25 protein-coding genes are annotated in these 23,396 nt (G+C 61.3%); 12 read left to right on the top strand and 13 right to left on the bottom strand.

What is annotated here, in order from left to right; all coding sequences use genetic code 11:
• Positions 1 to 104: 104 nt before the first annotated feature.
• Positions 105 to 638, top strand: coding sequence for an outer membrane protein assembly factor BamE (locus BS630_RS02915; protein WP_012756899.1), 534 nt, complete (start codon positions 105 to 107; stop codon positions 636 to 638).
• A 98-nt stretch (positions 639 to 736) separates the two neighbouring features.
• Here BS630_RS02915 and BS630_RS02910 read toward each other — a convergent pair whose 3' ends face one another.
• The 3 genes from BS630_RS02910 to ribH all read right to left on the bottom strand — a co-directional run bounded on the left by BS630_RS02910 (position 737) and on the right by ribH (position 4,015).
• Complete coding sequence (locus BS630_RS02910) at positions 737 to 2,875, bottom strand: sodium-translocating pyrophosphatase (protein ID WP_077976194.1); 2,139 nt, start codon at positions 2,873 to 2,875, stop codon at positions 737 to 739.
• A gap of 198 nt (positions 2,876 to 3,073) precedes the next feature.
• Positions 3,074 to 3,556: a transcription antitermination factor NusB gene (nusB, locus tag BS630_RS02905; RefSeq protein WP_020049422.1), complete on the bottom strand. Its 483-nt coding sequence runs from the start codon at positions 3,554 to 3,556 to the stop codon at positions 3,074 to 3,076.
• 3 nt (positions 3,557 to 3,559) lie between these two features.
• A complete protein-coding gene (gene ribH / locus BS630_RS02900) occupies positions 3,560 to 4,015 on the bottom strand; it encodes a 6,7-dimethyl-8-ribityllumazine synthase (protein WP_020049421.1) in 456 nt (151 codons plus the stop codon).
• Positions 4,016 to 4,362: 347 nt separating this feature from the next.
• On the opposite strand from ribH, the gene BS630_RS02895 reads away from it, so the two are divergent.
• The 3 genes from BS630_RS02895 to BS630_RS02885 all read left to right on the top strand — a co-directional run bounded on the left by BS630_RS02895 (position 4,363) and on the right by BS630_RS02885 (position 5,980).
• A complete protein-coding gene (locus BS630_RS02895) occupies positions 4,363 to 4,722 on the top strand; it encodes a hypothetical protein (protein WP_020049420.1) in 360 nt (119 codons plus the stop codon).
• Between the two features lie 210 nt (positions 4,723 to 4,932).
• A complete protein-coding gene (locus BS630_RS02890) occupies positions 4,933 to 5,436 on the top strand; it encodes a cupin domain-containing protein (protein ID WP_077976193.1) in 504 nt (167 codons plus the stop codon).
• Positions 5,437 to 5,464: 28 nt separating this feature from the next.
• Positions 5,465 to 5,980 (top strand): GNAT family N-acetyltransferase, encoded by a 516-nt coding sequence (locus BS630_RS02885; protein ID WP_077976192.1) that lies wholly within the window; start codon positions 5,465 to 5,467, stop codon positions 5,978 to 5,980.
• Positions 5,981 to 6,010: 30 nt separating this feature from the next.
• On the opposite strand, the gene BS630_RS02880 is transcribed toward BS630_RS02885, so the two are convergent.
• The 7 genes from BS630_RS02880 to BS630_RS02850 form a co-directional block, all read right to left on the bottom strand.
• Positions 6,011 to 6,622, bottom strand: coding sequence for a riboflavin synthase (locus BS630_RS02880; protein WP_077976191.1), 612 nt, complete (start codon positions 6,620 to 6,622; stop codon positions 6,011 to 6,013).
• Positions 6,622 to 7,965 (bottom strand): bifunctional diaminohydroxyphosphoribosylaminopyrimidine deaminase/5-amino-6-(5-phosphoribosylamino)uracil reductase RibD, encoded by a 1,344-nt coding sequence (gene ribD, locus BS630_RS02875; protein WP_077976190.1) that lies wholly within the window; start codon positions 7,963 to 7,965, stop codon positions 6,622 to 6,624. The genes BS630_RS02880 and ribD overlap by 1 nt, the downstream gene beginning before the upstream one ends.
• Before the next feature lie 3 nt (positions 7,966 to 7,968).
• A complete protein-coding gene (nrdR, locus tag BS630_RS02870) occupies positions 7,969 to 8,445 on the bottom strand; it encodes a transcriptional regulator NrdR (RefSeq protein ID WP_003547190.1) in 477 nt (158 codons plus the stop codon).
• Between the two features lie 9 nt (positions 8,446 to 8,454).
• Positions 8,455 to 9,753 (bottom strand): serine hydroxymethyltransferase, encoded by a 1,299-nt coding sequence (gene glyA / locus BS630_RS02865; RefSeq protein ID WP_077976189.1) that lies wholly within the window; start codon positions 9,751 to 9,753, stop codon positions 8,455 to 8,457.
• 217 nt (positions 9,754 to 9,970) lie between these two features.
• Entirely contained in the window at positions 9,971 to 11,272 is a 1,302-nt protein-coding gene (locus BS630_RS02860; RefSeq protein ID WP_077976188.1) for a L,D-transpeptidase family protein, read from the bottom strand.
• Between the two features lie 445 nt (positions 11,273 to 11,717).
• Positions 11,718 to 12,233, bottom strand: coding sequence for a transcriptional regulator LdtR (ldtR, locus tag BS630_RS02855; RefSeq protein ID WP_003547156.1), 516 nt, complete (start codon positions 12,231 to 12,233; stop codon positions 11,718 to 11,720).
• 128 nt (positions 12,234 to 12,361) lie between these two features.
• Complete coding sequence (locus tag BS630_RS02850; RefSeq protein ID WP_025394019.1) at positions 12,362 to 12,799, bottom strand: DUF6163 family protein; 438 nt, start codon at positions 12,797 to 12,799, stop codon at positions 12,362 to 12,364.
• Positions 12,800 to 13,032: 233 nt separating this feature from the next.
• On the opposite strand from BS630_RS02850, the gene hemB reads away from it, so the two are divergent.
• The 6 genes from hemB (at position 13,033) to BS630_RS02820 (ending at position 17,168) form a co-directional block, all read left to right on the top strand.
• Complete coding sequence (hemB, locus tag BS630_RS02845) at positions 13,033 to 14,046, top strand: porphobilinogen synthase (RefSeq protein WP_077976187.1); 1,014 nt, start codon at positions 13,033 to 13,035, stop codon at positions 14,044 to 14,046.
• 125 nt (positions 14,047 to 14,171) lie between these two features.
• Positions 14,172 to 14,630 (top strand): RDD family protein, encoded by a 459-nt coding sequence (locus BS630_RS02840; protein WP_077976186.1) that lies wholly within the window; start codon positions 14,172 to 14,174, stop codon positions 14,628 to 14,630.
• Positions 14,631 to 14,829: 199 nt separating this feature from the next.
• Entirely contained in the window at positions 14,830 to 15,606 is a 777-nt protein-coding gene (locus BS630_RS02835) for an arginyltransferase (protein WP_077976185.1), read from the top strand.
• Positions 15,607 to 16,494 (top strand): DMT family transporter, encoded by an 888-nt coding sequence (locus tag BS630_RS02830; RefSeq protein WP_077976184.1) that lies wholly within the window; start codon positions 15,607 to 15,609, stop codon positions 16,492 to 16,494.
• Between the two features lie 57 nt (positions 16,495 to 16,551).
• Positions 16,552 to 16,773: an AbrB/MazE/SpoVT family DNA-binding domain-containing protein gene (locus tag BS630_RS02825; protein WP_020049404.1), complete on the top strand. Its 222-nt coding sequence runs from the start codon at positions 16,552 to 16,554 to the stop codon at positions 16,771 to 16,773.
• Complete coding sequence (locus tag BS630_RS02820) at positions 16,773 to 17,168, top strand: type II toxin-antitoxin system death-on-curing family toxin (protein ID WP_077976183.1); 396 nt, start codon at positions 16,773 to 16,775, stop codon at positions 17,166 to 17,168. Before BS630_RS02825 ends, BS630_RS02820 begins: the two co-directional genes overlap by 1 nt.
• Here the strand turns inward: BS630_RS02820 and BS630_RS02815 are convergent.
• Together BS630_RS02815 and parC are read right to left on the bottom strand one after the other, a co-directional pair.
• Positions 17,152 to 17,610, bottom strand: coding sequence for an SRPBCC family protein (locus BS630_RS02815; protein WP_077976182.1), 459 nt, complete (start codon positions 17,608 to 17,610; stop codon positions 17,152 to 17,154). The genes BS630_RS02820 and BS630_RS02815 overlap by 17 nt on opposite strands.
• A gap of 158 nt (positions 17,611 to 17,768) precedes the next feature.
• Positions 17,769 to 20,024, bottom strand: a complete 2,256-nt coding sequence (gene parC / locus BS630_RS02810; protein WP_077976181.1) for a DNA topoisomerase IV subunit A — start codon at positions 20,022 to 20,024, stop codon at positions 17,769 to 17,771.
• 235 nt (positions 20,025 to 20,259) lie between these two features.
• Here parC and BS630_RS02805 point away from each other — a divergent pair, with 235 nt between their 5' ends.
• Positions 20,260 to 21,447: a hypothetical protein gene (locus tag BS630_RS02805; protein ID WP_077976180.1), complete on the top strand. Its 1,188-nt coding sequence runs from the start codon at positions 20,260 to 20,262 to the stop codon at positions 21,445 to 21,447.
• A gap of 59 nt (positions 21,448 to 21,506) precedes the next feature.
• Here the strand turns inward: BS630_RS02805 and BS630_RS02800 are convergent, their stop codons facing one another.
• The gene (locus BS630_RS02800) at positions 21,507 to 22,148 is read right to left on the bottom strand and encodes a TetR/AcrR family transcriptional regulator (RefSeq protein ID WP_077976179.1); all 642 of its coding nucleotides are present in this window, start codon (positions 22,146 to 22,148) and stop codon (positions 21,507 to 21,509) included.
• A 66-nt stretch (positions 22,149 to 22,214) separates the two neighbouring features.
• Here BS630_RS02800 and BS630_RS02795 point away from each other — a divergent pair, with 66 nt between their 5' ends.
• Positions 22,215 to 23,381 (top strand): serine hydrolase domain-containing protein, encoded by a 1,167-nt coding sequence (locus BS630_RS02795; RefSeq protein WP_077976178.1) that lies wholly within the window; start codon positions 22,215 to 22,217, stop codon positions 23,379 to 23,381.
• Positions 23,382 to 23,396 lie beyond the last annotated feature (15 nt).

The following is a 23,396-nucleotide window of genomic DNA, read 5'->3' as shown; positions in this document are numbered from 1 at the left end:
CGAAGCGAATTCGGGAAATTCGACCCGGAATGGCCACAATGGTTTTGCAGGAGGTAAAGCGTGCAAGGCCCAGAATGGCTGCTATCGACACTCACAGGGAGTAGATGTCGTTGAAGAAACGGTATTTCAAGTCTGACATGAAATTCTTCAGCAATGCGGCCATTGCCCTCATAATTGCCTCCACTACCGCTCTCTCCGGTTGCCAGACCAGCACCGTTCTCAACGGCGGCTACGTCGCCGACCAGCAGTCGCTGAACTTGGTTCCGGAAGGTTCCAGCCGCGAGCAGGTGCTGCTTTCGCTCGGCACCCCGTCGACGACGGCGACCTTCGACGGCGAAGTCTTCTATTACATCTCGCAGCGGCGCACGCGTGCGGTCGCCTTCCAGAAACTGAAGGTCGTCGATCAGAGCGTTCTGGCAATCTATTTCGACAAGGACGGCGTCGTCAGCCGCCGCGCCAACTATGCGCTGCAGGACGGCAAGGTGTTCGACACGATCGGACGCGTCACGCCGACCGGCGGCAAGGAACTCACCTTCCTGCAACAGATGCTTTCCGGCGGCAGCGCTGCGAGTGCTGCCCGCAGCCTGTTCGGCGGTGGCGCCGGCGGCACGCCGCAGAACCCAAGCAGCCTGCGCTGATCTGACACGCCTTATACGAAAACCCCGCCGGATCGCTCCGGCGGGGTTTTTTGATGGTCGCTGCGTCAGCTTGAAGTGTGCCAAGCCGGCGCCGTTGTTTATCCGGCGAGAACGGCCAGCAGCAGCAGCGCGACGATGTTGGTGATCTTGATCGCCGGGTTGACGGCGGGGCCGGCGGTATCCTTGTAGGGATCGCCGACGGTATCGCCGGTGACGGAGGCCTTGTGCGCATCCGAGCCCTTCATGTGACGCACGCCGTCCTTGTCAACGAAACCATCTTCGAAGCTCTTCTTGGCATTGTCCCAGGCGCCACCGCCCGATGTCATCGAGATGGCGACGAAGAGGCCGTTGATGATGACGCCGAGTAGCGATGCGCCGAGGGCAGCAAAGGCGGAGGCCTTGGAGCCGGAGATGAGAAGCACGCCGAAATAGACCACGATCGGCGCCAGCACCGGCAGCAGCGACGGCACGATCATCTCGCGGATGGCGGCCTTGGTCAGAAGGTCGACCGCCCTGCCGTAATCCGGCTTTTCCGTACCCTGCATGATGCCGGGTTTTTCCTTGAACTGACGACGCACTTCCTCGACGATCGCGCCGGCCGCACGGCCGACGGCGGTCATGGCGATGCCGCCGAAGAGGTAAGGAATGAGACCTCCGAAGATCAATCCAGCCACCACGTAAGGGTTGGAAAGATCGAAGGAAATTTCGCCGATGCCGGCAAAATAAGGGAACTTGTCGCCATTCGCCACAAAATATTTGAGGTCATAGGAGTAGGCTGCGAAGAGCACCAGGGCGCCGAGACCGGCAGAACCGATGGCGTAGCCCTTGGTCACGGCCTTGGTCGTATTGCCGACGGCATCGAGCGCATCCGTGGATTTGCGCACCTCCGGCGGCAGATGCGACATTTCGGCGATACCGCCGGCATTGTCCGTCACCGGTCCGAACGCGTCGAGCGCGACGATCATTCCGGCGATGCCGAGCATGGCCGTGACCGCAATGCCGGTGCCGAACAGGCCGCCGAGCTGGTAAGTGGCGAGAATGCCGCCAACGATGACGATCGCCGGCAGTGCCGTCGATTCCAGTGAAACCGCCAGGCCCTGGATGACGTTAGTGCCGTGACCGGTGACCGAGGCCTGGGCGATCGAGACGACCGGGCGCTTACCCGTGCCGGTATAATATTCAGTGATCACGACGATCAGCGCGGTGACGACGAGGCCGATGACGCCGCAGAAGAAGAGGTTCGCGCCTGATATGTCGGCGCCTCCGACGGAGCCGATCGATCCCCAGCCGATGGTGAGTGAGGTTGCAGCGCCAAGACCGACGATCGACAGCAGGCCGGTGACAATGAGGCCCTTGTAGAGCGCGCCCATGATCGAGCCGTTCGAGCCGAGCTTGACGAAGAAGGTGCCGATGATCGAGGTGATGATGCAGGCGCCGCAGATTGCCAGCGGATAGACCATCGCAGATTGGAGGATCGGCGCGCCGGCAAAGAAGATCGCCGCGAGAACCATGGTGGCGACGACCGAGACCGCATAGGTTTCGAAAAGGTCGGCCGCCATGCCGGCGCAGTCGCCGACATTGTCGCCGACGTTATCGGCGATCGTTGCCGGGTTGCGCGGATCGTCTTCGGGAATGCCGGCTTCCACCTTGCCGACCAGATCGCCGCCGACATCGGCGCCCTTGGTGAAGATGCCGCCGCCGAGACGGGCGAAGATCGAGATCAGCGAAGCGCCGAAGCCGAGCGCCACCAGCGCATCGATGACTTCGCGCGAGCCGCTCTCATGGCCGAGCCCGATGGTCAAGACCGTATAGTAGATGGAGACGCCAAGCAGCGCCAAGCCAGCCACCAGCATGCCGGTGATCGCACCCGACTTGAAGGCGATGTCGAGGCCGGCGGAAAGGCTGACGGAAGCCGCTTGGGCGGTGCGCACATTGGCGCGGACGGAGACATGCATGCCGATGAAACCGGCAGCACCGGAAAGCACGGCGCCGATCAGGAAGCCGATCGCGGCCTCGGCGGAAAGAAGCAGCCAGGCTAAAATGAAAACAACAACGCCGACAATGGCAATGGTTCTGTACTGGCGCGTCAGATAGGCTTGAGCGCCTTCGCGGATATAGCCCGCGATCTCCTGCATGCGGCTATTGCCCTGATCGGCGGCAAGCACCGACCGGGTTGCCCAGGCGGCATAAACCACCGAGAGCAGACCGCATGCGATTACGCATAAAAGAATCGTCATTTCGCTCTTTCCTCCCATAGGCCGGAGCTCACTCCTTCTCCGGCAGATACGCCGCCGAATCGCCTTCCTCTCCACAGAAATGCCACAGCTAAGCGGTGCGGAGATTGCGTGGTCGATCACGTGGCGTCAAGACCGCAACGGGCGAAAACCATTGCGGTACAAAGAAAGGCGTAGGGGGATTGTTTGGCGGCTAAAGACTTATTTCTTCGCCTCGCCGCGGACCTGCTTTGCGATGCGGTCGAGCACGGCATTGACGAGCTTCGGCTCATCGTCATCGAAGAAGGCCTGGGCGATCTCGACATATTCGGTGACGATGACCGCCACGGGGACGTCCTTGCGGTCGGTGATCTCGAAAACGCCGGCGCGCAGGATGGCGCGCACGGTGCTGTCGAGGCGCGACAACGCCCAATCATCCTGCAGGGCTGCGGCAATCAGCGGATCGAGGCGGACCTGATCGCGCACGACACCGGAGACGATGGAACGGAACCAGGCGGCATCGGCTTTCAGATAAGTCGCGCCATCGATTTCCTGACCAAGACGGTACGCCTCGTATTCAGCCACGATTTCCAGAACGCCCGTGCCGCCGACATCCATCTGATACAGGGCCTGAACGGCAGCAAGGCGGGCAGCGCCCCGCTGGTTCGCAGTCTTGACCGGCCGTTCCGTCTTGTCGTCGTTCATTCGTTATGCACCCAGTTTCTGCTTCAGCTCGATCATGGTCAGAGCTGCACGAGCGGCAAATCCGCCCTTGTCCTTGTCCGAGCGGCGCACGCGCGCCCAAGCCTGTTCGTCGTTTTCGACGGTCAGGATGCCATTGCCGATGGCAAGGGACTCGCTGACCGCAAGATCCATCAAGGCGCGCGAGGATTCGTTCGACACGATATCGAAGTGATAGGTCTCGCCGCGAATGACCATGCCGAGGGCGACATAGCCGTCATAATGCGTTCCGCCATTGTCGTCTCCATCGAGCGACATGGCAATCGCCGCCGGAATTTCCAGTGCGCCGGGAACGGTGACGACCTCGAAGGTAGCGCCGGCCTCTGTCAATGCGAAGGTCGCGCCTTCGAGCAGGGCGTCGGCCATGTCGTCGTAGAAGCGGGCCTCAACGATCAAAATATGGGGAGCGGTCTCTCTCGGCATGGTTCACCTTCAGTTGGCGGGACATTTACCCACTCGGCAGGCCGCGGTCAAAACATGCCTTCGTCCGAATGGCAAGCAATTTCGCCCGATGCCGCAATGGGAAAGAGGAAATATCTGCAAGGGGATAGCCGCGCCCTTTATGCACAGCTGGGCACGCCTCTGAAATCAGCTTTCCCGGACGCCTGGAAAGCGGCGATTCGAAGGCAGTTTTCGTGAACAATTCTTAATGGATTTTCAGTGGTTTAAGCCATTGAATCGCGAATGGGAGAACGCCAATTCCATGTCGTGACGCAGACGATCCCCTGCAACGACAGCCGACCGTCTAAGCAGATGAAAGGATACAAATCATGCACCGCGTTCTCACCATCACCCTCGCTACCGCCCTCTCCTCCATCGCGTTTGCCGGCGTCAGCCGGGCCGCAAGCCTTGGGATGAACACCCCTCAAGGCATCGAGCAGACGCTCAGGAGCTACCAGGGCAATGATTTCAATGTCCAGGAGGTTTACAATTGGCGCAACTTCGACGACGAGACGAGCGGCCCACACTCCGCACCGCAGCGCTCCGGCCAGGCTATCCGCGGCATCCAGGCCTCGATCGACGCCAACAGGTCGCTTGCCCACCGCCTCAACAATGAGGGTGTCAATATTCGCAATGTCGTCAATGCCGAGCAGGCGGCCGATGGAAGTCTGACCTTCTACGTCCGCTGATGGCTCCAGCGCATAGCCCGAAGATCGGATCGGTTTTTGGGTTATGCGTGGGATTGAAAGTGATAGAGCGTCCTCAGCGTGTTCTGTTGGACGCATGGCGCTCCAAGCATGGGCGGCGGTCTCCTCACCGGCCATGCTGGGGATTTCCGAGATAAAGCATTGAATTTTCCGACGCGATGATGGTTTCTCTTCCTGCAACAGGAGGACACCATGGCGACGGAACCGAAAGCGGTGATCAATACCGCCGATCTCAAGCTCGACAACTGGAAACAAGGCGAATTCTACGAAAGCGCCGACACCTCGTTTGGCGCGCTTCTTGGCCTTGCCGGCCTCGGTATCAGCTACAACGAGGTGCCATCAGGCAAATCGAGCTGTCCGTTCCACAATCACCATGTCGAAGACGAGCTTTTCTACGTGATCGCCGGTACCGGCGAATACCGCTTCGGCGATGCGCGCCATGCGATCAAGGCGGGCGACGTGCTCGGCGCGCCGGCCGGCGGGCCTGAAACGGCGCACCAGATCATCAATACCGGCACGGCCACACTCGTCTATCTCGGCATTTCGACGACGGCGAAGACCGAGATCGTCGAATATCCCGATTCCGGAAAGTTCCTTGCCAAGACCAACAGGGACGGTGCAGAAACTAAGCGCTTCCGCCATATCGGACGGCCGGAAGGCAATCTCGACTATTGGGACGGCGAGCCCGGCGCCTGAGGACGTGTTTTTTTCATAAGGACCCGATGTGACCGACATTCCGACCCTCGAAACGGCACGTCTGACGCTTCGCCCGCACCGCCTCGACGATTTCGACGCCCATGCAGCACTATGGGCGGACGAGTATGTCGTGCGCTTCATCACCGGCGTGCCGTCAACGCGCGAGCAGAGCTGGAGCCGCATGCTGCGCGTTGCCGGCATGTGGCACCACATGGGCTTCGGCTTTCTGGCGATCGTCGAAAAGGAGAGCGGCCGGTTCGTCGGTGAAGCGGGCTTCCTCGAAGCCCGCCGCGAGATGGAACCCTCGATCGAGGGGACGATGGAGGTCGGCTGGGCGCTGATGCCTTCGGCGCACGGCCGCGGTTATGCCACCGAGGCGCTGACCGTCCTAATCGGCTGGGCGGAAACGCATTTTCCCGGAAAACCGATGAGCTGCATCATCAGCCCCGAGAACCGGGCCTCGCTGCGGGTTGCAGCCAAGCTCGGCTTCCGCGAGACGGCGCGCACGCACTATAACGGCGAGATCATTCAGTTTGCGCGGTAGGCGCCGCGCGTCCAACAGGACGGTTTTCACTTATGCGCTCGGGAATTCCGCCAGCCGGGCGGCGTAACGCGCCATGGTGTCGACTTCGAAATTGACGAAATCGCCGGCCTTGCGATCGCCCCAGGTGGTGACCTCGAGCGTGTGGCGGATGAGCAGCACGTCGAAATCCGTGCCGTCGACCGCATTGACCGTCAGCGAGGTGCCGTCGAGTGCGATCGAACCCTTGGGGGCGACGAATTTCGCCAGATGTTCGGGCGCGCGCAGGCGGTAGCGTGTGGCGTCGCCTTCTGCTGTCACCGAGAGGATTTCCGCCTTGCCGTCGACATGGCCGGAAACGATGTGGCCGCCGAGTTCATCACCGATCTTCAGCGACCGTTCGAGATTGATGCGGCTGCCCTCCTCCCAGGCGCCGATCGTCGTCAGCCGCAACGCCTCTTCCCAGGCCTCGACCTCGAACCAGCGACCATTGCTGCCTTCCTGCGGCAGGCCAGTGACGGTGAGGCAGATGCCGGAGTGAGAGATGGATGCGCCCATATCGATGGTCGCCGGGTCGTAACTCGTCGCAACGCGGAGCTTGATACCCTCCTTCAGCGGCGAAACGGATTCGATCGTACCGATATCGGTGACTATTCCGGTGAACATCAAAGCCCTCTTTCGTATTCGTCCAGGCGATCTTCGCCGAACATCAGCGTGCCCGTATGGACAAAACCCGATGGTATGTCGGTTGTCAGCAGCGGAGATTCAATACCGCGCTCGCCGATGACACCGGGCGCCTGATAAAGCTGGATGCGGTCGACGAGGCCAGCTTCGAGGAAAAGCCGCGCCGTCTTTGCACCGCCCTCGACCAGAAGCGAGGAAATACCGCGCGTCGCGAGCGCCGGCAACAGGACTTCCGGATGATAGGGATTGCAGTAGAGCACCTCGACGCCGGCGGCTTCGAGGGCTGCGCGGCGGGAGTCCATGTCAGCGGGTGAGGCACCCCCCTCTGCCCTACCGGGCATCTCCCCCACAAGGGGGGAGATCGGATCGGGGTTAGCCCCTTGCCCTACGTCTTGCCTCAAGGCGAAACCATCACCATCGGAAACTGGGGAATTCGGATGTCGCCTCTCGCCGATCTCCCCACCTGCGGGGGGTCCGAAGGACGGGTCGAGACCCGTGGCTCGACCCCGGTAGCCCGGCAGGGCAGAGGGGGGTAAACCCTCCGCATCAGCCGACAACGGCCATACTTCCTCGCTCGCCACCACGATGACCGGCACCTCGCGCGCCGTCGCGACGAGCTTGCTCGTCAGCGGCAAAGCCAGCGAGGGATCAAGCACGATGCGGATCGGCGATTGCGATTCAAGACCTGGCGTCCGTACCGTCAGCAGCGGATCATCCGCAATCGCGGTACCGATGCCAACGAGGATCGCATCGGTTTCGGCGCGCAGCGCCTGCACCTGGGCGCGGGCCTCCGGGCCTGTTATCGCTACCTGCCCTTCCCCTGCGCGGCCGATCATGCCGTCGGCGGAAACGGCAAGCTTGAGAGTCACATACGGGCGATTCTTCGTCTGGCGGGTGAGATAGGCGGCAAGCGAGTGCCGGCCCTCGGCCGCCAGCACGCCGGTATCCACCTCTATGCCGGCTTCGCGCAGCATAGCGATGCCGCGGCCGGAGACACGCCGGTCGGGATCGGCGACGCTGATCACGACGCGGGCAACGCCATAGGCGATCAGCGCCTCGGAACAGGGCGGCGTTTTGCCGTGATGCGAGCAGGGTTCGAGTGTCACATAGGCAGTGGCGCCGCGGGCGAGCGCGCCGGCTTCAGCGAGTGCTTGCGTCTCGGCATGCGGGCGGCCACCGAGCGCCGTCACCGCCCGGCCGACGATGACGCCGTCCCTGACGATCAGGCAGCCGACGGAGGGGTTTGTGGCGGTGCGGCCGAGATGCCAGCGCGACAGGCGGATCGCCGCCGCCATGAAACGTTCGTCATGCGGCGTGATGCTCATGGCTCACCTGTCCAGCGGGTCGCGGGCGATCTTGGCGTTGATTTCGGAAATGACCTTCTCGAAATCCTCGGCAAGCGAGAAATCCCGATAGACCGAGGCGTAGCGCACGAAGCCGACATCGTCGAGGCTCTTCATCGCTTCCAGCACCTGCAGGCCGATCTGTTCGGAGGAGATCTCGGTCTCGCCGGAGCTTTCAAGCCGCCGGACGATGCCGGAGACGGCGCGCTCGATGCGGTCCCGCTCGACCGGGCGTTTGCGCAGCGCCACTTCGAAAGATCGCACCAGCTTGTCCCGGTCGAAGGGCACTTTGCGGCCGGTCTTCTTGATGACCATCAGTTCGCGCAGCTGCACGCGCTCGAACGTGGTGAAGCGGCCGCCGCAATCCGGGCAGATGCGCCGCCGGCGGATGGACGTGTTGTCCTCCGCCGGGCGCGAATCCTTGACCTGAGTATCTTCCGAACCGCAATAGGGGCAGCGCATCCCTACTCCTTATCCCATGTAGCCGTACATGGGGAAGCGGTCGGTGAGGCTGACCACCTTGCCGCGCACAGCGGCTTCGACAGCGGCGTTGCCTTCATCGGAATTGGCGACCTTCAGACCGTCGAGGACCTCGACGATGAGATTGCCGATTTCGCGGAATTCGGCTTCCTTGAAGCCGCGGGTGGTGCCGGCCGGCGCGCCGAGCCGCACACCCGACGTGACGAAGGGCTTTTCCGGATCGAAGGGAATGCCGTTCTTGTTGCAGGTGACGTAGGCGCGGCCAAGCGCTGCCTCGGCGCGCTTGCCGGTGGCATTCTTCTTGCGCAGGTCGACCAGCATCAGGTGGTTGTCGGTGCCGCCGGAGACGACGTCGAGGCCGCCTGCCATCAGCGTCTCGGCAAGCGCCTTGGCGTTCTTGACGACCTGGGCGGCATAATCCTTGAATTCCGGCTGCAGCGCCTCGCCGAAGGCCACAGCCTTGGCGGCGATGATGTGCATCAGCGGGCCGCCCTGCAGACCCGGGAAGACAGCCGAATTGAACTTCTTCGCCAGATCCTCGTCATTGGTGAGGATGACGCCGCCGCGCGGGCCGCGCAGCGACTTGTGGGTGGTCGTCGTCGCGACATGGCAATGCGGGAACGGCGACGGATGAACGCCACCGGCGACAAGGCCGGCGATATGGGCCATATCGACCATCAGATAGGCGCCGACCGAGTCGGCGATCTCGCGGAAGCGCTTCCAGTCCCAGATGCGGGAATAGGCAGTGCCGCCGGCGATGATGAGCTTCGGCTTGGTTTCCTCGGCCTTGCGGGCGACTTCATCCATGTCGAGCAGGTTGTCGCCTTCGCGCACGCCGTAGGAGACGACGTTGAACCACTTGCCGGACATGTTGACCGGCGAACCATGCGTGAGGTGGCCGCCGGAGTTCAGGTCGAGCCCCATGAAGGTATCGCCGGGCTGCAGCAGTGCCAGGAACACAGCCTGGTTCATCTGCGAACCGGAATTCGGCTGGACGTTGGCGAAATTGACGCCGAACAGCTTCTTGGCGCGCTCGATCGCTAGTTCCTCGGCGATATCGACGAACTGGCAGCCGCCGTAATAACGCTTGCCGGGATAACCCTCGGCATATTTGTTGGTCATGATGGAGCCCTGGGCTTCCAGCACGGCGCGGGAGACGATGTTCTCAGAAGCGATCAGTTCGATCTCGTGCCGTTGGCGACCGAGTTCCTTTCCGATCGCGCCGAAAATGTCCGGATCGACGTCCGCAAGCGAGCGATTGAAGAAGGATTCGGTGGAAGCATTGGTCATGGGCGGGCTCCTCAACTGGAATGCGCTGAGGTATTAGCCTTCCGCCGTGGCGAGAGCAATACGAAGAACGACATTTGCTGAGCAAAGCGCGCGCTCACGCTCTTTTGCGGTCGCTCCGTGCCGATCTTTGGCGGCCATCTCAAGAACCGCTTCTCCGACATAAAAAAACCGCGCCCGAAAAAGCGCGGTTTTCAAATTGCGATGCAGAGGTCGCCGCTTACTGGACCGGCTGTTCCATGCCAGCTGTGGTGTCGAGCGCCAGCTCGGCATTGCCGTCCATCTGATAGATGTCGTCGCGGAACTGGACGATGCCGTCGGGCATGCCCCAGGCAGAGATATAGACGAAATAGACCGGAACTTCCGCGGCGAGTTTGATCGGTGTGTTGACGCCGGTTGCGATCACTTGCTCCATCTGCTGGCGGTTCCATCCGGGCGTTTCGCGCAGCAGCCAGTTCGTCAGGTCGCGCACGTTCTGAACGCGGACGCAGCCCGACGACTCGAAGCGCATCAGCTTGTTGAACAGGCCCTGCTGCGGCGTGTCGTGCATGTACTCGCCGTTCTTGTTGTAGAAGTTGATCTTCGTCGACGCCATGGCGTTGGTCTTGCCGGGGTCCTGACGGAACATCAGGTTGGGCGCCTCGCCGTTCCAGTCGATGGTCTCGGGGGCGACTTCATTGCCCTTGCCGTCGAGCAGACGGATGGCGTTCTTTTCGAGATAGGTCGGATCCTTGCGCATCAGCGGCATGATGTCTTTCTCGACGATCGAGCGCGGCGCAGTCCAATAAGGATTGAGGATGACCTCGTAAATCTTCGAATTGACGAGATGCGTCGGGCGGCTGAGACGGCCGACGACCGCGGTGTGGCGCGTCGCGACACTGCCGTCTTCAACAGCCTCCACATAGGCGGCCGGGATGTTGACCATCAGATGACGGCGGCCCAAGTCTTCAGGGAAGGTCTGCAGACGGACGACATTGGTGTTCAGCTGCTGCAGGCGGACATCGGCGGGGATGTTCATCGCCTTCAGCGTGAATTCGCCGAGAACGCCATCGGCCGGCAGGCCGTGACGCGCCTGGAAGCGCTTGACGGCGCCGTCGACATAGGAATCGAAGGCGTTGGACAGGCCGGCCTCGCGTGGCAGATCGCCGGTGATCGCAAGGCGCTGGCGCAGCGCCTGGACGGCGGGAGAGCTGACGCCGAGCTGGAGGCGCTGGTCACCGGGGTTGACCTCAGGCCAGCCGCCGGCTGCGGCGATCTGCTGATACTGCATAATTGCCTGCTGCGCGCTCGCGACCGATTGCGGTCCGAGGATCGGCGTGTTGGAAACCATGGCGGTCGCTGTGCGCGAAGCCGCCTTGGCGTCAAACTGGTCGTCCCAGTTGCCGCGGCGCGGCGCATTGATCAGCGTATCGAGCGCCGATTGCGCGAATGCCGGCGCGGCAAGCGCACCGGCGCCAACCGTCGCCGCGGACGCAAGGAAGGCGCGGCGCGAGAGAGCTTCAATTCCGTTTTTCTTCGACATAGTCCCAACCACTGAATGCCGCTATAAAAAGAATCTGCGGCCTTTTGCGATATCACTGCGCGTAAACGCAGATCCCAGTCCACTCGTTGTTCCGGCGCACCGAAAAATTCCGCTTGCCCCATCACAAGATTGCGATGCGGCAGCCTGAACATTCCTGATCGGTCCATTGAAAGCGCCGGTTGTTAAGCCTTCCGCTGCCACACCAATATGGCCAATTCGTGTTGCCAGTGGGAAGCCGGACTTGCCGACTGCCGGAAACAGGACGCAACGAACCATATGACGGGGTAAAGCGTGCCGGTTAATAACGGCTAAAAAACGGCTTGAATACAAGCGAGAACGCTTGGCCTGCCCTGCGTTGCAAAGATGCCACGCAAGAGCAAACGGCAAAACCGGACACGCAGGGACGCATCCGGTTTTGGTCAACCCTGGAAGGAGGTCAGGGGTCTTAAAGGCGGTACAAAATCTGATCGTTCCAGAAACGGTCCAGACGTTGGAGCAGTTTGTTCATCTGCGTGAACTCGTCGGTGCCGATGCCGCCGACCTTGTCGATCGAGGCGATGTGGCGTTCGTAGAGCTTGGCCACCGTTTCGGCGATGTCCTGGCCGGTTTCGGTCAGGCTGATGCGGACCGAGCGGCGGTCGATGCGCGAGCGCTGGTGGTTGATGAAACCGAGATCGACCAGCTTCTTGACGTTGTAGGAGACGTTGGAGCCGAGATAGTAGCCACGCGAGCGCAGCTCGCCGGCGGTCAGCTCGGAATTACCGATGTTGAAAAGGAGCAGCGCCTGGATGGCGTTGACGTCGCTGCGACCCTGGCGGTCGAATTCGTCCTTGATGACGTCGAGAAGACGACGGTGCAGACGTTCAACGAGATGAAGGGATTCCATGTAAAGATCACGGATGTCGTGGTCCTGCTGGTCACGGAAGGTCGATACCGCCTGTGGCTTGATTTTCGTGTTCATATTGACTGCCTCACTGTTTGTTTGGCGGTGTGTTTTCTTCCCGCCTTGAGTGAGACCCTATCGAATACATATAAAATTCGACTTAAACCGCAGGCTTAACAGAGCCTTACCGGTAACTCCACGTTGTCTCAGGGTAAATCAACACTTACCTGACGGCGATGCCGGCGCTTTTCCAGCCAGAGCAGCAGGCGGAAAATCAAGTAGACCACGGCGACGATGACATGCAGCAGGATGATCAGCTGGTTGGGGCCGAAAATATCGGGCAGCAGGCCATACATGAGGATTTGTCCGCCGGCGGCCAGCACCCAGATGACCGGCCCCCAGGAGACGGTGAGCCAGAGGCCGAGGGAGGCGACGGGGAAGAGGACGGCGAGGCTGGTGCTCGCCACCTTCCACGGCAGGCTCAAAAGATCGAAGCGGCCGGCGCCGACCAGCGAATAGCCGACGAGCATCGCCCAATATTGCAGGCCGAACCAGAAGCAGGATAAGGCAACCAGTCTCAGGAAGAGAATGAAGAGGATATCCGCCAGTGTGCGTTTTGGTATCGTCGGGGATTCGGTTTCCATAGCGCAGACATCGGTTTGGGGTTGCATCTTCATAAAGAACACCGCGTGTCTGACAAGACGCGCTGGAGAACGCTTTATCACTTTGAGTTTGCGCATACCCCCGAAAAATCGATTCCGATTATCGGCATCATGCGCCAGAGGTTCTTCCGCCGCGGCCAATCGTCCGATTTGGATTTTCCAGGCGCCATGATAATGAGCGCTCCGATAAATGGAATGGGCCAGGGACAGATATCATGCAGGACAGGACTCATCTCGTCGACGACATCACCGGCCATCGCCGCATGCGGCGCAACCGCAAGGCGGATTGGACACGCCGGCTGGTGCAGGAGAACCGGCTTACCGTCGACGACCTGATCTGGCCGATCTTCATCGTGCCGGGTTCCGGCATCGTCGATCCGATCGCTGCCATGCCCGGCGTCAACCGGATGAGCATCGACAAGGCCGTCGAAGCCGCGCGGGAGGCGGCCGGCCTCGGCATACCCGCACTCGCTACCTTTCCGAATATCGAGATGGAACTGCGCGACGAGACCGGCTCGAACAGCCTCGAAGCCAACAACCTGATCAATCAGGCGACGGCGGCGATCAAGAAGGCGGTGCCCAATATCGGCATCATCACCGACGTCGCGCTCGATCCCTTCACCAGCCACGGCCATGACGGCATTCTCAGAGGCGGCGAGATCGTCAACGACGAAACCGTCGACCAGGTCGCGCGCGCCGCCGTGATGCAGGCAGATGCCGGCGCCGACATCATCGCCCCGTCGGAGATGATGGACGGGCGCATCGGCGCGATCCGCATCGCGCTCGATGCGGCCGGCCACCAGAGCGTCGGCATCATGAGCTATGCGACGAAATTCGCCTCCGCCTTCTACGGCCCCTATCGCGAGGCGATCTCGACGGGCGGGCTGCTGAAAGGCGACAAGAAGACCTATTATCTCGACCCCGCCAACGGCACTGAGGCAATCCGCGACGCGGCCCTCGATGTCGAGGAAGGCGCCGACATGCTGATGGTCAAGCCCGGCCTGCCCTATCTCGATATCTGCTGGCGGATGAAGGAGGCCTTCGGCCTGCCGACCTTCGCCTATCAGGTTTCCGGCGAATATACGCAGATCAAGGCCGCGGCGGCGAATGGCTGGATCGACGGCGAGCGGGCGATGCTCGAAACGCTGCTGTCGTTCAAGCGGGCGGGCTGCGACGGTGTCCTCACCTATTTCGCGGTCGAAGTGGCGAGAATTCTTGCAAAGCGGTGATTTGGAGCTTGATGCCGAAAAGTGCGCGCGGTTTTCGGACGACATCATGCTCGTTGATTTAGAATTATTGCATTTTGCCCTGCCGATACCATATCAGCGGCATCGCTTTTCCTGAGGAGATTGAGATGAGCTACAACCCCAATCCGCTTTATGCCGCACCGGAGGACTGGCGCGCCTATAGCGGCGTGTTGAGCCGCCGGGTCCTCGCCTTCATCCTCGACTACGTCATCGTGGCGCTGCTCTGCATTCCCGCGGCGATCGTGCTGTTCTTCCTGTCGATCGTTACGCTGGGGCTCGGCTTCTTTCTCTACCCTGCCCTCTTCGTCATCGTCGCCGGTATCTACTTCGGCCTGACGGTGGGCGGGCCGAGCCAGGCCTCGCTCGGCATGCGCGCCATGGGGATCGCGATCGTACGCGTCGATGGACGGCCGATGGATTTCATGACAGCGATCGTGCATCTGGCACTGTTCTGGATCCTCAACTCGATACTGACGCCGCTCATCCTGCTTGCCGGCCTGTTCATCGAACGCAGCCGTCTCGTTCACGACCTGCTGGTCGGCACGGCGACGGTGCGCACGGCCTGAGACTTTAGCTGAGAAACCCTGACGTGGCGGAGACCAAATAAAGTCTCCGCCCTCCCTTTGCCGGTGGGCGCAAGCGCTCCATATCTGAAATTAGAAGACTGATATGAAGGGCGAAAAGTGCCCGGCTGTTGACGTTTTTTATTCTTAGGTCATGCTGTCAGGAAACGGCACGGTCTCGACAAGGAAATTTCCGCGACAAATGAATACGCAGACAACGCCATCCCCGCAGTTTTATCTGACGGCTCCGGCTGCGTGTCCGTACCTGCCGCATGAGATGGAGCGCAAGGTGTTCACCCATCTGGTCGGCCCGCGCGCCGCCGAGATGAACGACATCCTGACGCAGGGCGGTTTTCGCCGCTCGCAGAACATCGCTTATCGCCCGGCCTGCGAATCCTGTCGCGCCTGTGTTTCCGTGCGAATTCTCGCTCAGGAATTCGAACCGACGAAATCGATGAAGCGGGTGCTTGCCGCTAATTCCGACGTCATCGCCACCGAATTCGCAGCCCAGCCTTCCAGCGAGCAATATTCGCTCTTCCGACGCTATCTCGATTTTCGCCACCAGCAGGGCGGCATGTCCGACATGACCGTGCTCGACTATGCAATCATGGTGGAAGACACGCATGTGAATACGAGAATCATCGAATATCGCCTGCGTGAGGAAGGCTCGGGACTGGAGCAGCGCCCGAAGGGCGAGCTGCTTGGCGCTGCGCTGACCGACACGATGAGCGACGGGTTGTCGATGGTCTATTCCTATTTTAATCCGGCGCTTGAGCGGCGTTCGCTCGGCACCTTCATGATTCTCGATCATGTCAGGCGCACGAAAGTGCTGGGACTGCCGCATGTCTACCTCGGTTACTGGGTTCAAGGGTCGCGGAAAATGGACTACAAGACCCGCTTCCAGCCGCAGGAGCATCTGACCCCGCGCGGCTGGGAACGCTTCGATCCCTCATCCATGCCCGAGAGCACCCACGACTGAATGTTCCCCACCGCTCTTTCCGACCATCGGAAGGGCCTGCTGCTGACGTCGATCGGCGGGCTGGCGCTTTCCGTGGATATCCCGCTGATGAGGCTCGCCGACGGCGAGCTGTGGTCGATCCTGGCCGCGAGAAGTATCGCGACCCTTGGCGTGACGCTTCTGGTCGCCGCAGTGCTCAGGATCGCCAATGGGCGCTGGCCTCTGCTGGTGCCGGGCTGGCCGGGCCTCGTCACCGGTTTGCTCTACGGCCTGACGACGGTGGTCTTCCTTCTCGCCGTTTTCAACACCTCGACGGCCAATGTCGTTTTCATCGTCGCCTTCAATCCGATGTTCGCCGCGCTTCTTTCCTGGATTTTCCTTAAGGAGCGGCCGGCGCTGGCAACGCTGATCGCCATGGCGGCGATGATCTTCGGCGTCGGCCTGATCGTGCGGGACGGGCTTTCGGGCGGCCATCTCTTCGGCGATATCATGGCGCTGCTTACCGCCTTCATCATTGCCGCCGCCATCACCATCAGCCGCGCATCCCGCCGGGAGATGGGCTTTGTCTCGCTGCTTTCGACGGTGCTGCCGGCGGCGGTCGGCCTGATCTTAATCATGCCGGCAGGCAGTTTTTCGATCGAGCATCCGGCCTGGATCCTCTTTAACGGCGCGGTCATGATGCCGCTTGCCCTCTGGTGTCTGGCGACCGGGCCGCGTTACCTCTCCGCGCCGGAGGTGGGCATGTTCTACCTGCTCGAAACCGTGCTCGCACCGATCTGGGTCTGGCTGATCTTTGCGGAAACGCCGGCGCCGATGACGCTGATCGGTGGCGGCATCCTGGTGATGGCGATCGCAGCGCATTCCGTCTGGATGGTGCAAAGAAGAAGCATCAGGCAAATGGCGCGTTAATACATTGTCGTCTGCTCGACCTCATGTTATAACTCCGTTACCACAGAGGACAAAGCGATGAACGTCACAATCCGCAAGATCGGAAATTCCGAGGGTGTTATCATCCCTAAGGAAACCCTCGACCGCCTTGGGTTGAAGGCCGGCGATTCATTGGAATTGCAGATGGAAAACGGCGGCATCACTTTGAAGCCGGCCGATGAGGATTTGTCTCGTCAACTCGAGGCGGCGCGATATTTCATGGACAAGTATAAGGTCGCCTTGAAAAAGCTGGCCGAATAATGGCCTTCAAATTCCTAACGAGACCATTGGTGGAGAGCCTGCAGAAAATGCAGATCGAGCGGTTCGGCGGTCTCGCAGGACTGCGTAACGAAGGCGCGCTGGAATCGGCTCTCGGCCGGCCGATGCACAAGGCAAATTACGGCTGCGACGACGTCATCGAACTCGCCGCCGCCTATCTTTTCGGCCTTGCCCGCAACCACGCATTCGTCGACGGTAACAAGCGGATCGCGATCGTAACCGCCGGTGTGTTCCTTCTCGAAAACGGCTACGAGATCGAAACGACCGATGCCAATCTCTACGCTTTCGTTCTTGCCGTCGCCGCCGGCGAGATCGACGAAGAAGGTGCGACCCGCTTCCTGCGGGATTTCTCCATACCGCTCAACCCGTCGCCTTGAACTGCTGCGGCTCCAGTTCCCTGCCAAGCCCCTCGACCACATGAGCCCAGCCCTTCCTGGTCTTTTCCTCCTGTTCGGCCCATTCGGCGCACATTTCATGGGTCAGCGTCAGACGACTGCCGCCGTCGAGAGGCTCGATGTCGATCTCGACGCGGTCGCAATTGTGATCATGCTCCTCGACGGAAAAGCTGAAGACCATGCGCTGCGGGCGCTTCAATTCCAGGAAAACGCCCTGATGAAAAGCGTCGCCGGTCGGGCGGCGGTCGACGACGAAGAAACGGCCGCCGACACGCGGATCGATATCGGCGCGAATGACATGACCGTCATCGGTCGCAAACAAGAAGCGGCGGGCGATTTCGGGGTTGAGCCAGGCGTCGTAGACGACAGCGGGCGGCGCTTTGTAGGTGTGGCTGACATGCAATTTGATGGTGTTGGCGGGCATCGATTTTCCTCCGTTAATGGCGCGCGCACTTTCCCCAAGCGCACGGGCCACGGCCATTCCGTCCGCCTTCGGAGCCGGCCTGTTCATATTTTTGGTAACAGGAGTGAAATAGAGGAATTGTCGCGCCCGCCAAGAGTCGGGCGCGGAATTTTTAGGCCTCAGCCGGCGAATTTGCCGCTGCGCGGGAAGCCCTTGGGCACGGTGCGACCGGCAGTGGCGCGGTCGGCCAACCATTCGGCAAGTTCGTCCTTGTTCTTCGTGAACGTGCGGCCGGCGCTGTCTTCCCAGACGAGGCCGTCTGATATCGCGAAGCAGCGGACATCGGAAATGCCGCCATCCTTGTAGCGCTGCAGACGCACGCCCTTGCCGCGCGACATTTCCGGCACTTGCGCTAAGGGGAAGACCAGCAGCTTGCGATTTTCGCCGACAACGGCGACATGGTCGCCGCTGACGGGCACGAGCAACTGCGTTTCCTCGGGCAGCGCGACGTTCATGATCTGCTTGCCCTTGCGGGTATTGGCGACCAGCTCGGCCTCCGGAACGACGAAGCCGTTGCCGGCGGTCGAGACAATCAGCTGCTTGCGCGAGGGATCATGGACGAAAGCGGTCAGCACCGCCTGGTCGTTATCCATATCGACGATGATGCGCAGCGGCTCGCCGTGACCGCGGCCGCCCGGCAGCTTGTCGCCACCGAGCGTGAAGGCCTTGCCGCCGGTGGTGACGATCAGGATCTTGTCCGTCGTCTGCGCCGGGAAGGCGATCCTCAAGCCGTCGCCTTCCTTGAAGGTCAGCGCCGCCGTATCGGCGATATGGCCCTTCAACGCGCGGATCCAGCCCTTTTCGGAAATGACGACGGTGATCGGTTCCTTCTCGATCATCGCCTGCTGAATTGCTTCCTCATCGGTCTCGGGCGCGTCGGCAAACTGGGTGCGGCGGCGGCCGACCTCGGTCGCCTTGGCGAATTTCTTCTTCACTTCGCCGATTTCCCAGGCGACCGTCTGCCACTGCTTGTCGTCGGAGGAAAGCAACGCCTCGATCTCGCCCTTCTCCTTGGTGAGTTCGCCGAATTCCTTGCGGATCTCGAACTCTTCCAGCTTGCGCAAGGCGCGCAACCGCATATTGAGGATCGCCTCGACCTGATTGTCGGTGAGATCCCAGCGCGCCATCATCACCGGCTTCGGCTCGTCCTCCTCGCGGATGATGCGGATGACCTCATCGATGTTGAGGTAGGCGACCAGCAGGCCGCTGAGGATTTCGAGGCGTCTGTCGATCGCCGCCAGACGGAAGCGCGAACGGCGCTGCAGGACTTCGCGGCGGTGATCCAGCCACTCCTTCAGCACCTCGTTCAGCGCCATGACCCGCGGGATGCGGCCCATGGAGAGCACGTTCATGTTGAGCGGGAAGCGGCTTTCGAGCTCCGTCAGCTTGAACATCGATTCCATCAGGATCGTCGGATCGACGCTGCGGGTCTTCGGCACCAGCACGACACGAATGTCTTCGGCCGATTCGTCGCGGATATCTTCCAGCAGCGGCAGCTTGCGGGCGATCAGCAGCTCGGCGATCTTCTCGATCAGCCGCGATTTCTGCACCTGGAAGGGAATTTCGGTGATGACGATCTGGTAGCCGCCGCGGCCGAGATCTTCCGTCTGCCATTTCGCCCGTACGCGGAAACCGCCGCGGCCGGTGCGGTAGCTCTCGATAATGCTTTCGCGGTTGTCGATGATGATGCCGCCGGTGGGGAAATCCGGGCCGGGAATGAATTCGACGAGCTTTTCGACGGTCGCATCGGGATGTTTGATCAGATGCAGGGCGGCATCGCAAAGCTCGTGGGCATTGTGCGACGGGATCGAGGTCGCCATGCCGACGGCGATGCCGGAGGAGCCGTTGGCGAGCAGGTTCGGGAAGGCGCCGGGAAGGACGACCGGCTCGGAATTCGATTCGTCGTAAGTGTCGCGGAAATCGACGGCATCCTGATCGATGCCTTCGAGCAGCAGTTCGGAAACCGCCGTCATCTTCGATTCGGTGTAACGCATAGCGGCGGGGCTATCGCCGTCGATATTGCCGAAATTGCCCTGGCCGTTGACCAGCGTGTAGCGCTGCGAGAAATCCTGGGCGAGACGGGCAAGCGCATCGTAAATCGACTGGTCGCCGTGCGGATGGTAGTTACCCATCACCTCGCCGACGATCTTGGCGCATTTCCTGAAGGCCGAGTTCGGCCTCAGCCCCATCTCGTTCATCGCATAAACGATGCGGCGATGGACAGGCTTCAGCCCGTCGCGCACGTCAGGCAAGGCGCGGTGCATGATGGTCGACAACGCATAGGCAAGGTAACGCTGCTCGAGCGCCGCCTTGAGGTCGACCGGCTGGATGTGATCGTCGTCTCCGCCTGAAGGCGGCAAAATCTCTTGTCCCATAGGTTCTGACTAGCTCAGAAGAGGCCGGCGGGCAAGGAATCGGGGCCATTGCAGCTGTGGATGAAGTCTTCGGACCGTCATCAAAGGATGAGACAAACGCGCCGCCGCAATTTGGACTTCGTTTGCCGTTCCTCTCAACAAAAATTTAGAGGTCGGCAAATATAAAGCAGGTCCAATCCGTAGTAGCGTCACTGCAGATTTCCAACCGCCACCACGCCACCAGAGGAACCACCCCATGAACTTTTACCGGACAACGCGGCTGATGCTGTCGAGCGCAGCCTTTTTATCGCTTGCCGGCTCGGCTTTCGCTCTCGACGGTGCCGATCTGCTGAAGAAGCTCAATGCCGCCTATGCCGCACAAGGTGGAACCATTTCGGCTGACAGCGTCGATATCGACGGCACGACCGCGACGCTGAAGAATGTCAGCGTCAAATCGGCCGGTGGCGAAAGCCTGGCCGTTGGCGAAGTCACTCTTTCCGGCGTCGAAGAAGACGAGGATGGCGGCTATTACATCGAAGAGGCCGCCTTCCCCGATATCAACACCACGAAAGACGGCGTCACGGTCACGGCGCAGGAGCTGACGCTCGGCGGCATCTCGATCCCGGCAACGCCGGGCGGCGACACGCTCGATACCATGATGCTCTACGAAACTGCCCATACCGGCCCGCTGAAGGTGGTCAAGGATGGGGCGGAATTGTTCTCGGTGCTCGAAAGCGACGTCAACCTGACGCTGCGCGAAGACGAATCCGGCTTCGACTTCGACGGCGCCTTCAAAAGCATGAAAGCCGATCTCAGCAAAGCCGAGGATCCGCAGAGCAAGGACGCAATCGAGAAGCTGGCCCTGCAGCACATCCAGGGCGACATCACCATGAAGGGTGCCTGGGAACTTGCCCCCGGCACGATCGACATTTCGGAATTCGCCTTCGACTTCACCAACATCGGCAAGCTGAACCTTGGCTTCAAGATCTCGGGCTACACGATGGCCTTCGTGAAGTCGCTGCAGGATGCGATGAAGCAATCCGAAGCCAACCCGAACAAGGAAGAGTCGCAACAAGCGCTTGGCCTTGCCATGCTCGGCCTGATGCAGCAGTTGTCCTTCGAGGCCGCGCAGGTGCGTTTCGAAGACGCCTCGATCACCAAGCGCGCGCTCGATTATGCCGGTTCACAGCAGAACATATCCGGCAAGCAGATGGCGGATTCGTTGAAGGCGATGACGCCGATCATGCTGGCGCAGCTCAATATCCCGGAACTGCAAAACGCCATTTCGGCTGCGGTCAACACCTTCCTCGACGATCCGAAGAGCCTGACCGTCAAGGCCGCTCCTGAAAAGCCGGTGCCGTTCCCGACGATCGTGGGCGCCGCCATGGGCGCTCCGAACACGCTGCCGCAGGTGCTTGGCGTCAAGGTTACCGCCAACGACTGATCGCTTCGATCTCGCGGCGAAAAGGCCCGGCAGTTCGGTGCTGCCGGGCCTTTTCGTTTTCATGCGCGATGACGGGCGACCTCGGCGATGGCGAGGACTGCGATATCAAGCAACTCCCCTAGCGATGCGCCATCCCTCGCCTGCACCGACATGCCCTGGATGATGGCACCGAGGAACCGTGCCAGCGCGGGGGGGGTCGTCTCTGGCTTCATGTCGCCCTCGTGGATGCCACGCTCGATCCTCGCCGTGAAAGCGTCCAGCGACCGACGGCGCAGCGCCGCAACATGGTCGGCGATCACCTCGTTCTCGCTGGCGCAGTTCAGCACGGCCGTCGAGATCATGCAGCCTTTCGGATGCTCCGGCGCCGAGAAAATCTCAGCCGAGCCCCGCAATATGCGCTCGAAGGCGGAGACGGTGTCGATCGGCTCGCCGAGCACGGAAAAAGTGTCGGCGCCCAGCCCTCGGTATTGCTCCAGCGCAGCGCGGTAGAGATCGGCCTTCGAGTTGAAGGCGGCATAGAGGCTTTGCGGCGTGATACCCATGGCGGCGGTGAGATCGGCGATCGAGGCGCCCTCATATCCATGCGCCCAGAAAGTCTCGCGCGCCGCCGAGAGAACGGTGTCGCGGTCGAAGGCCGGCGGACGGCCGCGGCGGCGGGCGGTAGAATTTTCCACGTCTCGGCTATTTTTCACAATGATCACTCTAGAAATTCGAGGCAGCTTTCTGTATTCAGGAACGGTCATTGTGATTATAGAAGGTTTAATCTGATGAGTCTTCCCCTCGAAATGGCAGACGCCGACAGGAATTCATCGCTTGCAGCTGCAGTCGATGCGGCCATCACAAGTGCTCTCGACGACAAACGGCTTGTGGGAACGGTGGTGCTTATCGCCCGCGACGGAGAGATCGTCCATCGCCGCGCCGCCGGCCTTGCCGACCGCGAAAGCGGTCTGGCGATGCGCGAGGACACCGTCTTCAGGCTTGCCTCCATCACCAAGCCGATCGTCACCATCGCCGCAATGCGGCTCGTCGAGCAGGGAAGAATCGGGCTCGACGACCCGGTGACGAGATGGCTGCCGGACTTCCGGCCGAGGCTGCCTGACGGCAGTGAAGCAACCATTCGCATCCGCCACCTGCTGACCCATACGTCGGGCCTCAGCTACAGCTTCTTCGAAGAGGACGATTCTTATACCCGCGCCGGCGTTTCCGACGGCCTCGACAAACCCGGGCTGCCGCTGGCCGAAAACCTGCGGCGGATCGCCAGCACGCCACTGCGCTTCGCGCCGGGCAGCGACTGGCAATATTCCGTCGCCATGGATGTTCTGGGCGGCGTCATCGAGGCGGAAACCGGCGTGCCGCTGGGCGCGGCCGTCGCCGAACTGGTGACGAAACCGCTTGGACTTTCCGATACCGCGTTTTCGGTTCGCGACCACAGCCGGCTGGCAGCGGCCTATATGGACGCTTCACCCGAACCGGCGCTGATGGGCGAGACTGCGCTGGTGACGTCGCTGATGGGTCCCATCCGCTTCGCGCCGAACCGCATCTTCGACCCCGCCTCTTATCATTCGGGCGGCGCCGGCATGGCGGGAACGGCGGGTGATATCCTGACCATACTCGACACCATCCGCAGGGGTGGCGCACCGCTGCTCTCGACCGAAACTGTAGGGATGATGACGACGGACCAGGCTGACGGCCAGCGCCAGCGGCACGAACCCGGCTCCGGCTTTGGCTTCGGCTGGTCGGTCATCACCAATCCGGCCGAGGCAGGCGTCCCCTTCCCCAAGGGCACGCTGAAATGGGGCGGCGTCTACGGCCATAGCTGGTTCATCGACCCGGTCAATGGGCTGACCGTCGTTGCGCTGACCAACACGACGCTTGAAGGCATGTGGGGAAAATTCACGGTCGATCTTCGCGAGGCGATCTACGCGGCATTGTGACCGACCGAACCAAGC

The sequence above is a fragment of the Rhizobium laguerreae genome, assembly GCF_002008165.1.
GTDB lineage: Bacteria > Pseudomonadota > Alphaproteobacteria > Rhizobiales > Rhizobiaceae > Rhizobium > Rhizobium laguerreae.
This window is presented reverse-complemented; position numbering and strand designations above follow the sequence as displayed.

Excerpts from the sequence above, each read along its gene's own strand:
- BS630_RS02895 (WP_020049420.1), top strand. The coding sequence starts at position 4,363 with ATGCACCGCGTTCTCACCATCACCCTCGCTACCGCCCTCTCCTCCATC.
- hemB (WP_077976187.1), top strand. The coding sequence starts at position 13,033 with ATGCAGGACAGGACTCATCTCGTCGACGACATCACCGGCCATCGCCGC.
- BS630_RS02880 (WP_077976191.1), bottom strand. The coding sequence starts at position 6,622 with ATGTTCACCGGAATAGTCACCGATATCGGTACGATCGAATCCGTTTCG.
- ribH (WP_020049421.1), bottom strand. The coding sequence starts at position 4,015 with ATGCCGAGAGAGACCGCTCCCCATATTTTGATCGTTGAGGCCCGCTTC.
- BS630_RS02890 (WP_077976193.1), top strand. The coding sequence starts at position 4,933 with ATGGCGACGGAACCGAAAGCGGTGATCAATACCGCCGATCTCAAGCTC.
- ldtR (WP_003547156.1), bottom strand. The coding sequence starts at position 12,233 with ATGAACACGAAAATCAAGCCACAGGCGGTATCGACCTTCCGTGACCAG.
- BS630_RS02805 (WP_077976180.1), top strand. The coding sequence starts at position 20,260 with ATGAACTTTTACCGGACAACGCGGCTGATGCTGTCGAGCGCAGCCTTT.
- BS630_RS02850 (WP_025394019.1), bottom strand. The coding sequence starts at position 12,799 with ATGGAAACCGAATCCCCGACGATACCAAAACGCACACTGGCGGATATC.
- BS630_RS02795 (WP_077976178.1), top strand. The coding sequence starts at position 22,215 with ATGAGTCTTCCCCTCGAAATGGCAGACGCCGACAGGAATTCATCGCTT.
- glyA (WP_077976189.1), bottom strand. The coding sequence starts at position 9,753 with ATGACCAATGCTTCCACCGAATCCTTCTTCAATCGCTCGCTTGCGGAC.
- nusB (WP_020049422.1), bottom strand. The coding sequence starts at position 3,556 with ATGAACGACGACAAGACGGAACGGCCGGTCAAGACTGCGAACCAGCGG.
- BS630_RS02860 (WP_077976188.1), bottom strand. The coding sequence starts at position 11,272 with ATGTCGAAGAAAAACGGAATTGAAGCTCTCTCGCGCCGCGCCTTCCTT.
- ribD (WP_077976190.1), bottom strand. The coding sequence starts at position 7,965 with ATGAGCATCACGCCGCATGACGAACGTTTCATGGCGGCGGCGATCCGC.
- BS630_RS02830 (WP_077976184.1), top strand. The coding sequence starts at position 15,607 with ATGTTCCCCACCGCTCTTTCCGACCATCGGAAGGGCCTGCTGCTGACG.
- BS630_RS02915 (WP_012756899.1), top strand. The coding sequence starts at position 105 with ATGTCGTTGAAGAAACGGTATTTCAAGTCTGACATGAAATTCTTCAGC.
- BS630_RS02825 (WP_020049404.1), top strand. The coding sequence starts at position 16,552 with ATGAACGTCACAATCCGCAAGATCGGAAATTCCGAGGGTGTTATCATC.
- parC (WP_077976181.1), bottom strand. The coding sequence starts at position 20,024 with ATGGGACAAGAGATTTTGCCGCCTTCAGGCGGAGACGACGATCACATC.
- BS630_RS02815 (WP_077976182.1), bottom strand. The coding sequence starts at position 17,610 with ATGCCCGCCAACACCATCAAATTGCATGTCAGCCACACCTACAAAGCG.
- BS630_RS02835 (WP_077976185.1), top strand. The coding sequence starts at position 14,830 with ATGAATACGCAGACAACGCCATCCCCGCAGTTTTATCTGACGGCTCCG.
- BS630_RS02820 (WP_077976183.1), top strand. The coding sequence starts at position 16,773 with ATGGCCTTCAAATTCCTAACGAGACCATTGGTGGAGAGCCTGCAGAAA.
- BS630_RS02840 (WP_077976186.1), top strand. The coding sequence starts at position 14,172 with ATGAGCTACAACCCCAATCCGCTTTATGCCGCACCGGAGGACTGGCGC.
- BS630_RS02910 (WP_077976194.1), bottom strand. The coding sequence starts at position 2,875 with ATGACGATTCTTTTATGCGTAATCGCATGCGGTCTGCTCTCGGTGGTT.
- nrdR (WP_003547190.1), bottom strand. The coding sequence starts at position 8,445 with ATGCGCTGCCCCTATTGCGGTTCGGAAGATACTCAGGTCAAGGATTCG.